The sequence below is a fragment of the Moorena sp. SIO3I8 genome (genome assembly GCF_010692325.1).
Classification (GTDB): Bacteria; Cyanobacteriota; Cyanobacteriia; order Cyanobacteriales; family Coleofasciculaceae; genus Moorena.
In genome coordinates this window covers 205599-214251 of the sequence record NZ_JAAHHW010000003.1, presented here as the reverse complement: position 1 = coordinate 214251, position 8653 = coordinate 205599, and the positions used below count along the sequence as shown (strand labels likewise).

Genomic DNA, 8653 nt, shown 5'->3' with positions numbered 1-8653 from the left:
TGGAGATTGGGAGATGGGGAGATGGGGAGATGGGGAGATGGGGAGATGGGGAGATGGGGAGAATTTTTATTAAGGGGAATTTCCGGATAATAACCTTAAACCTTGAACATCCCAACCTTAAACCTTCAACCGAATAACCTTTAACCTTCAACCTCCCAACCTTCAACCAAAAAAAATAGCCGCAGAAATACTTTCCACGGCTAGGAGTTATCCTTATGACTCAACTTTGTAAACCAAACCAGACATAATCCGATTTAATCAGACCGTAAGCTGTCAGCTTAAGCGCTACGCGAACAGTTATCAGCTATTATCATTCAGCTATTAGCTATTACCCAAAGGCCAAGGGCTGACCGCTGACCGCTGACCACTGACCACTGACATCAGACCTGATTTTTTTGCCAGGGGGGTAAAACCCCCCGCCAATTAGTTTAACCGATAATTAAGTACTTCGTCATCATCGTAATGAATTCCCCTGGGATTCCAGTGGGCTGAAGGGGGCTCCACTCCGAGATTTCCGCGTAACGCAGTGCATAAAGGGTATGCATGGTATTGAGTATTGCTTTACGTGACCCCTTCAAAATGTGCTTAACTGGGAATTTTTTTTGGGAAGGTTCCTGAGGAGTATTATCGGGAGTGGTCTCTTCAGGATTGTTGTTTTCGTTTGGCACAAAGTCTTCAGTCATAATTAAACTCGTGTTTGAAATTAATAGATATAATCATAACGATTATAGAATTAATTGTCAAGGGTTTTTAGAATTTTTTTTTTGAGGGGGTATTGAAAGAAATCCTACGGTAATGAAATGGGATATTGTTTTTTTAGGGAATCGGGAATCGGGAATCGGGAATCGGGAATCGGGAATCGGGAATCGGGAATCGGTAACAGAATAAAAATGTTAGCGATCGCGTAGCGTTGCCTTCGGTCAATCGCGTTTTTTTTTGAGTTTAGTTACTGATATCATCGGCAACAGTAACTAAAAAAAATGATAGATATCAGATAAATTGTGATAGGTATATAAAATGAATTGTTATAACTTTTGTTCCCTGTTCCCTGTTCCCTGTTCCCTGATTTTCCTGTGTTAGACTAAATCAAAATTGGGTTTCAAGCATCTACTGGTAAATGCAATATAGTTAACTGGCAGCTAATCGGTGAGTGATTCAACTAGCTTGGTCAAAATGTATGATCACACGGAGGTGATCCTTAGGTGGTTACATCTGACAGACCTTCACATGGGTATGAAAGGCTCAAAAACTCTCTGGCCAAATGTTGAGGAAATTTTCTTTAAGGATTTAGAGTACCTTTGTGAAACGGTAGGCCCAATCGATTTGGTAATGTTTACTGGCGATCTCACTCAGCGCGGCAGTGAATCGGAATTCCAACAGCTAGACAAACTCTTAGATAAGTTCTGGAAAAAGTTTCGCGAGATGGAATTTGAGCCAAAGTTTCTGGCTGTACCTGGCAACCACGACCTGGTTCGACCAGATCAGTCTGACTCCGTATTGATTAATCTCCAGGATCGGTGGGACGATCATGAATTCCAACAGGCATTTTGGGCTAACAGCAAATGTCCTGAGCGACAACTTGTAGACAAGGCTTTCGATAATTATCTTCAATGGTGGCAAAATACGACCGTACCTAAGCCCGACATCTATTCAAAAGGCATACTGCCAGGAGATTTTTCAGCAACAATTGAGAAGGATGGGTTCAAACTCGGAATTTTAGGACTCAATAGCGCGTTTCTGCAACTGATGGACGGTAGACACGGTAAGCTGGCTCTAGATATGTGCCAGTTCCATGAGGCATGTAATGAAAGTCATGACCATGGGCCGTCTTGGGCACAAGACCACGATGCCTGTTTGCTACTTACCCACCACCCCCAGGATTGGCTAAACAAAGAAGCCCAAGAGCAGCTAAAAGGGGAGATTTATAGCTCGCCGGAACGATTCGCTTTACATCTGTTCGGACATATGCACAAGTCCAACCTGAGCAGCTGGGCGGAAGGTGGTGCTAATCCTCGAAGCACACTGCAAGGCTGCTCCCTGTTCGGCCTTGAAAGCTGGGGGAAAGAAGAAGAGAAACGGCTCCATGGTTATTCACTATGTGAATTGAAGATCGAAGGAAACACCGCCTCCCTCCGCATCTACCCCCGTCAAGCAGGCAAAATACAGGACGGTGGGCGGGATATCGGTCCCGATCGTACCTTCAGATTGCCCAAAGGAAAGGACGGCACAAAACCAATACCAGTGGAGTTATTGCGCAAACGACCAAACAACCCGATTCCAAGGGGAATAAAAAAAAAATTAAATCCCCCCACTAACATTATCAATCGTGGCACTCCCTACTTTGTCGGTAGGGATGCTCAACTTGAGCAGCTCCATCGGGAACTTCAACAGACCAATAAACTAGCAATTTGTGCCATTGCCGGAATGGGTGGTGTGGGCAAAACCGAGTTAGCTCTACAATATGCTTTGAAAAATCAGGATAATTACCCTGGTGGTTTGTGCTGGTTCCAAGTGCGAGGGTTGGATCTCGGGACTCAAGTTGTTAGTTTTGCCCGTACAGAATTAGGATTAACCATTCCAGATCAACTAGAATTCAACGAGCAGGTAAGATACTGCTGGAGAAATTGGCCAGAAGGAACAGCATTGATCGTGTTGGATGATGTGCCTTCTTTCAGCAACGACTATAAACAGAGAATTCAGCCCTATTTACCTCCAGCCCAATCCCGCTTCAAAGTACTGGTCACCAGCCGTCAGCGTCCAGGGGCTTCTTACCGACGAATTGACCTGGATGTGCTATCCCCAGGGGCAGCATTGGAATTATTGGAATCCCTTGTTGGAAAAGAGCGCATTGAGAAGGAACGAAAAGAAGCAGAAGTCTTATGTGAATGGTTGGGTTATTTGCCCTTAGGTTTGGAGTTAGTCGGACGATATTTAGATATACATCCGAGCTTAACCATTGCTAAAGTTCAGAAACGTTTAGAGAAAAAGAAATTAGCAGCAAGGGCATTACTTGATCCAAAAGAACAAGGGGAGATCACAGCCCAGTTGGGTGTAGCAGCAGCCTTTGAGTTATCCTCGGAAGATTTGAAAGATTGTCCAGAAGCCCAGCAGTTGGGATGTCGTCTGAGTCTGTTTGCTCAAGCTCCTTTTGAGTGGTACCTGGTAGAGAATTGTGTGATCGAAACTGAAGATGAAGAGGAATGGGAAGAAGAACAGGAAGAATTGGAAGAATTACGCGATCGCTATCTGGTCAATCGTAATCTGTTGCAACTGACCGAACAGCAAACCTATCGGCTCCATCAATTAATTCGAGAATTTTTCCAGACCAAGCTGGCTCAATTACCAGAGGCCGATAGCTACAAGCGAAGCTTTTGTAAGACAATGGTGGCTAAGGCAAAAGAAATTCCCCAGATACCAACTCAAGATCAGATTGCAGTAGTTACCCCCGCTATCCCTCATTTAGCCGCAGCTGCCACAGTTCTAACTGACTGGCTGAAGGATGAAGATTTAATCTCGCCCTTCACGGGCTTAGGAAAATTCTATTACGGTCAAGGTACCTATTGGGACTAAGCGCGATAATCAGGGACAGAAATAGTGCTAATATATATAGGATAACCTTTTTAGGTTAGTCGGTTGTCCCAATCAATCCAATGAGAGAAACAATTTCGACAGCCATGCCTCCTTGCTTTGAGAGATGGTGTCAGCGTTTTGACGATGTCTTCCACAATAAAGCCCAGAGAAAAGAGTTTAGACACTATCTGGGAGGATTATTGGGAGAAAGTGAAAGGAAAAACCTATCTCAGCTCGCTATGAATGCCGTAGATGTGTCTTACCACAGCTTACGGCATTTTACCGTTCGGGCTTCCTGGTGTGAACAGGACATCAACGAACGCCGGTTGCAGGTGATGAATAGCTGTCGTCAGACGAAAATTCCCCGTGGTTTCTCTTTGATTGTAGACGACAGTGGACATAGAAAGAGTGGGAATTTCACCGATGGTGTGGGAAGGCAATATATCGGAGAGATTGGCAAAGTAGATAACGGCATAGTGGTGGTAACAACCCATCTGTATGATGGTCGAAAAAGCCTGCCGTTGGATATTGAGTTATATGAGCACGAGAATTCTTTACCCTCAGGAAAGAAAGACCCCTCATTTCTCAAAAAACCAGAGCGGGCATTAAAGTTAATTGAACGGACGTTAAGTCGAGGCTATCATCCGGGAATTGTCCTAATTGATGCCGGTTATGGAAATAATACATCTTTCCTTAATGAACTAGAAAATCGAAAATTAAAGTATTTAGGAGGAATCGCCAAAAATGCGCCAAAAGCGCACGCTACGCGAACGAAAAGTTACTGTCACCCGAGCCCAGGAATCTGTGGAAACTTATCGAGTGGATAAGTTAGCCGAAAGCTTACCCAAAGAGGCTTTCACCGAAGTCAAACTCAATCTCAATAAGTCAAAAGCCCTGTGGGTGGCAACAATGGAAGTTAAAATTTCCCGCTTGAGTGGAAAACGAAGTCTGGCCATCGTCATGAATCAACCGACATAAGCGTGAAGCCACAGAGATTGACTATTTTTTGACAAATGTTGAAGCGGATGTGGTGACTGCAGAATGGGTGGTGAAGACTTACGCTCAAAGAAATTGGGTGGAAGTCTTTTATCGGGAGCAAGCGGGATGGTTGGGACTCAAAGAATATCAAGTCAGGCACAAACGTAGCCTGATGAGACATTTCATCTTGGTGATGTGTGCCTATACTTTTATTCTTTGGCATCAACTCACAGGAGGATTGCGAAGGCGATGGAGCCACAAACCATTAAAGACATTTGCTGAAGCAATAGATGCATTTCGGAGTGCTATGTCTTGCCGTTTTGTCCATTGGATCCATCAGAACTGGGACGTATTTGTCGCTTATAAAGCGAGTAAGGGCTATATTTGGGCTTGAATTTCGCGCTTAGTCCCACTATGACCAGGCTGAATCATGGTATGAGCGATGTTTAGAAATAACTAGAACCCGCTTGGGTCACGACCATCCCGATGTGGCCACCACTCTCAACAACCTGGGATTACTCTACAACTCAATGGGGCGCTATGATCAGGCCGAACCCCTCTCTCATCAGGCTTTGGAGATGAGAAAGCAGCTGCTGGGTGAGAACCATCCCGATGTGGCCACCAGTCTCAATAACCTGGCATTTCTCTACAAGTCAATGGAGCGCTATGACCAGGCCGAACCCCTCTTTCAACAGGCATTTGAGCTGTTTAAACAGCTGCTGGGTCAGGAACATCCCCATGTGGCCACCAGTCTCAACAACCTGGCATTTCTCTACAACTCAATGGGGCGCTATGACCAGGCCGAACCCCTCTATCAACAGGCATTGGAGATCAGAAAGCAGCTGCTGGGTCACCACCATCCCGATGTGGCCACCAGTCTCAACAACCTGGCTGGACTCTACAACTCAATGGGGCGCTATGACCAGGCCGAACCCCTCTTTCAACAGGCATTTGAGCTGTTTAAACAGCTGCTGGGTCAGGAACATCCCCATGTGGCCACCAGTCTCAACAACCTGGCTGCACTCTACTATAATCAGGGGCGCTATGACCAGGCCGAACCCCTCTATCAACAGGCATTGGAGATCAGAAAGCAGCGGCTGGGTGAGAACCATCCCGATGTGGCCACCAGTCTCAATAACCTGGCTGCACTCTACAAGTCAATGGAGCGCTATGACCAGGCCGAACCCCTCTTGGTCCAGGCATTGGAGATCAGAAAGCAGCTGCTGGGTCACGACCATCCCCATGTGGCCACCAGTCTCAACAACCTGGCATTTCTCTACGACGAAATGGGGCGCTATGACCAGGCCGAACCCCTCTATCATCAGGCTTTGGAGATGAGAAAGCAGCTGCTGGGTGAGAACCATCCCGATGTGGCCACCAGTCTCAACAACCTGGCATTTCTCTACAAGTCAATGGGGCGTTATGACCAGGCCGAACCCCTCTATCAACAGGCTTTGGAGATGATAAAGCAGCTGCTGGGTCACCACCATCCCGATGTGGCCACCAGTCTCAACGGCCTGGCAAATCTCTACGACGAAATGGGGCGCTATGACCAGGCCGAACCCCTCTATCAACAGGCATTGGAGATGAGAAAGCAGCTGCTGGGTCACCACCATCCCGATGTGGCCTCCAGTTTCAACAACCTGGCATTACTCTACTATAATCAGGGGCGCTATGATGAGGCCGAACCCCTCTATCAACAGGCTTTGGAGCTGTATAAGCAGCGGCTGGCTCACCACCATCCTTTGGTGGCCACCAGTCTCAACAACCTGGCATTACTCTACTCCTCAATGGGGCGCTATGATGAGGCCGAACCCCTCTATCAACAGGCTTTGGAGATGGAAAAGCAGCTGCTGGGTCACGACCATCCCCATGTAGGCACCAGTCTCAACAACCTGGCTGAACTCTACCGATATCAGGGGCGCTATGACCAGGCCGAACACCTCTATCAACAGGCATTGGATATTTTAGAACACAGGTTAGGGTCAAATCATCCTAACACTGTAACCTGCCGTGAGAATCTAGAAAGTTTGCGCAATGATTTGTCACAGTAATCAGTAATATTATTCATTAATTAGTTAGAAATACTATATACTGACTTGGTCTTGCTTTTCCTAAGTGAATGACTTACGACAGTACCCTAAAATATTTAGTTGAACAATATCCCCAAGCCTTTACCCGTTGGTTGTTTAATCAAGAACCAGCAGAGGATATCGAAATTCTCAACACCGAATTAAGCACAGAACCAATTCGGGCAGATGCCTTGTTTTTTGTGCGAGTTGCTGATGCTATTTTGCATTTGGAATTTCAAACCTTACCCCAATCTGAACCTCCCTTACCCCTGCGGATGCTCGATTATTGGGTAAGGTTATATCGCCAGTACCGCTGTGATATTGAGCAGGTAATAATTTTTCTGAAACCAACCCGATTAGCGGGAGTATTTGTGAATCAATTTACTGAGAGGAACCTATCCTTCCGCTACCGGGTAATTCGGATTTGGGAATGTGATCCACAACCATTACTTACCACCCCAGGGTTACTACCCTTGGCCGTATTAGCACAAACTGAAGTGCCAGAAACCTTGCTATCCCAGGTAGCAGCCAGAATCGATATGATTGAAGATAGACAACAGCAGCGTAACTTATCTGCGTGCGTGCAACTGTTGGCTGGGGTGAAATTTGATGAGCAGTTAATTCAAGCTTATTTTCGGGAGGATATGATGCAAGAGTCAGTAGTTTATCAACGGATTATTCGCCAAGGATTAGAACAAGGATTAGAACAAGGATTAGAACAGGGATTAAAACAAGGATTAAAACAAGGATTAGAACAAGGATTAGGACAGGGATTAGAACAAGGAAAGCGCAATGAGCTTAATTTAATTATCCGTCTACTTAACCGTCGCCTCGGTGAAATAAATCCCCAATTACAAAATCAAATTGAGCAGTTATCCTTTTCCCAGTTGGAGGATTTAGGAGAAGCCTTGTTAGATTTTGAAACCGAAGTGGATTTGACCAATTGGTTGAACCAGTTTAGGGATAAGTAAAATTCGGTTAGGTGTAGCACCTAAAAGTAGTTTGACCCGGTGGTGCGTTACGGAACGGGCTTTTCCAACGGTGACGACGAGGCTGAAAATGAGTGCGAGCCCGTCCCTAACGCACCCTACGAAATTAATTCTAAATTCTAAATTCTAAATTCTAAATTCTTCATTTTCTACTTCCTCAATAGATAAGCCTAACGCTGAACTCACTTGCTCCACTGTTAGTCCCATTGCCAATAGCTTAGGAATAGCCTCTCGTTGTGAACGTTCAGCTTGTTCAGCCCGTTGTTTTTCTTGTTCAGCCCGTTGTTTTTCTTGTTCAGCCCGTTGTTTTTCTTGTTCAGCTCGTTCACTGCCCATCAGCAGTAGATTACCTTCCGTATCCCACCACCTTAGCCACAAGTGATTCTGATTAAGATTCTGATATGAGCCTTCCCATACACCTAATTCTACCCCTAACTGTTCAATAGGATAATGTCCCCTTTCATTAGTCTTCATCTGGTGATATTTACCATTAACTAGATGATAGACCTCTAACTCTCCAGTATCAAAGATATAGATGCCGTAGTAGGGAATGCGAATAATTTGTTCATAAACCCAGAATTTACCTGGTTTAGTTTTTTCTTCCCCAGTAGCAGATAAAGGAGTAGAATCCCTTTCTTCGTCTCCATTACCACTAGCAAATTCCAGAGCAATCAGAGGTGCTAGGTGTTCTTGCCAAAGTACATAGGAACGACGAAGTTTACCATCTAGCAAAGGAGGTACTCCCGGTACATAAAACCAATCCGGAGCTTCTGCTCCTCTTTCTAAAGGTTCTGTAATCCGCCAATAGATACCTGAGTCTTGACCAATAGCGTATTGTTTGTCGGGATGAATTTTCTGGAGAACCGGTTCAATAGAATCAGTTAAAATAATGCTTTGGGGATGCTCATGGAAGTTCTTCACAAATTCGCCATTGGATTCTGGTAGTTGAGTATGATCCGGTAACGAAATAGTTAGACCTTTTCGCTCTAAGCTCTGGGTCATGACAACCTCATCTTGGGAAATGATTTAGGTATACTTACTATT

4 protein-coding genes and 2 pseudogenes are annotated in these 8653 nt (G+C 45.3%); 4 read left to right on the top strand and 2 right to left on the bottom strand.

Annotation, left to right across the window (positions count from 1 at the left end):
- Nucleotides 1–428: 428 nt before the first annotated feature.
- Nucleotides 429–683, bottom strand: a complete 255-nt coding sequence (locus tag F6K51_RS02795) for a hypothetical protein (protein WP_293017885.1) — start codon at nt 681–683, stop codon at nt 429–431.
- A 463-nt stretch (nt 684–1146) separates the two neighbouring features.
- Here F6K51_RS02795 and F6K51_RS02790 point away from each other — a divergent pair, with 463 nt between their 5' ends.
- The 4 genes and pseudogenes from F6K51_RS02790 to F6K51_RS02775 all read left to right on the top strand — a co-directional run bounded on the left by F6K51_RS02790 (nt 1147) and on the right by F6K51_RS02775 (nt 7591).
- A complete protein-coding gene (locus F6K51_RS02790) occupies nt 1147–3570 on the top strand; it encodes an NB-ARC domain-containing protein (RefSeq protein WP_293017883.1) in 2424 nt (807 codons plus the stop codon).
- An 80-nt stretch (nt 3571–3650) separates the two neighbouring features.
- A pseudogene (locus F6K51_RS02785) lies at nt 3651–4942 on the top strand (IS701 family transposase).
- A gap of 28 nt (nt 4943–4970) precedes the next feature.
- Nucleotides 4971–6602, top strand: a pseudogene (locus F6K51_RS02780) (tetratricopeptide repeat protein); the annotation flags it as partial.
- A gap of 68 nt (nt 6603–6670) precedes the next feature.
- Complete coding sequence (locus F6K51_RS02775; RefSeq protein WP_293017881.1) at nt 6671–7591, top strand: Rpn family recombination-promoting nuclease/putative transposase; 921 nt, start codon at nt 6671–6673, stop codon at nt 7589–7591.
- A 144-nt stretch (nt 7592–7735) separates the two neighbouring features.
- Here the strand turns inward: F6K51_RS02775 and F6K51_RS02770 are convergent, their stop codons facing one another.
- Complete coding sequence (locus F6K51_RS02770) at nt 7736–8611, bottom strand: Uma2 family endonuclease (protein ID WP_293017879.1); 876 nt, start codon at nt 8609–8611, stop codon at nt 7736–7738.
- Nucleotides 8612–8653 lie beyond the last annotated feature (42 nt).